This is a genomic window from Psychrobacter sp. Pi2-1 (genome assembly GCF_904846645.1).
Taxonomy (GTDB): Bacteria; Pseudomonadota; Gammaproteobacteria; order Pseudomonadales; family Moraxellaceae; genus Psychrobacter.
This window is the reverse complement of record NZ_CAJHBO010000058.1, coordinates 1-695: the sequence shown is the minus strand read 5'-3', so window position 1 is coordinate 695 and position 695 is coordinate 1. Positions and strand designations below refer to the sequence as shown.

At 43.0% G+C, this 695-nt stretch carries 2 tRNA genes and 1 rRNA gene; all 3 read right to left on the bottom strand.

Annotated elements, in window-relative coordinates:
• Window positions 1–393: 393 nt before the first annotated feature.
• Window positions 394–469, bottom strand: a tRNA-Ala gene (locus JMX91_RS13255).
• Window positions 470–478: 9 nt separating this feature from the next.
• Window positions 479–555, bottom strand: a tRNA-Ile gene (locus JMX91_RS13250).
• Window positions 556–629: 74 nt separating this feature from the next.
• A 16S ribosomal RNA gene (locus tag JMX91_RS13245) occupies window positions 630–695 on the bottom strand; the annotation flags it as partial.

Sequence of the window (695 nt, the reverse complement as noted above, 5' to 3'; positions counted from 1 at the left end):
GCTTCATCGCCTCTGACTGCCAAGGCATCCACCATGTGCGCTTCATTACTTGACCATACAACCCCAAGTAGTCTTTCGACTTCTAAGTGTCATACAATCTAATTATGATAACGATATCACCTATGTTTATACGCTTGATTCAGTTCTCTTTACTTTTTTTAATAACTCACCCCTGGGATAACAACTGATGTCGTTAAGAGGCGAGTTATTAAGGTTAAGAAGTGCGCGTGAACACGCTCTTCCTAACCCAGACTCATATCTATGTTTTTAAATAGTCTCTATGCTCTCGTCGAGTCACAGATTCTGTATAAAACAGAAAGAAGTAATCAATTAAAATCACTTGTTTCTATTTGATACCTATTTTATTTAGCACTTAAAGCTTAACTAAAGTAGTGGTGGAGCCAAACGGAGTCGAACCGTTGACCTCCTGCGTGCAAGGCAGGCGCTCTACCAACTGAGCTATGGCCCCATTGTAAAATGGTGGGTCTAGGTGGACTTGAACCACCGACCCCCGCGTTATCAACACGGTGCTCTAACCAGCTGAGCTACAGACCCTAATACGTTTGTTAAAACGTAAGCTTAAACTAAAGAACAACTTGTTGTGAATTCTTGCTGACCGAATGCGTCTATAAGGAGGTGATCCAGCCGCAGGTTCCCCTACGGCTACCTTGTTACGACTTCACCCCAGTCATCAA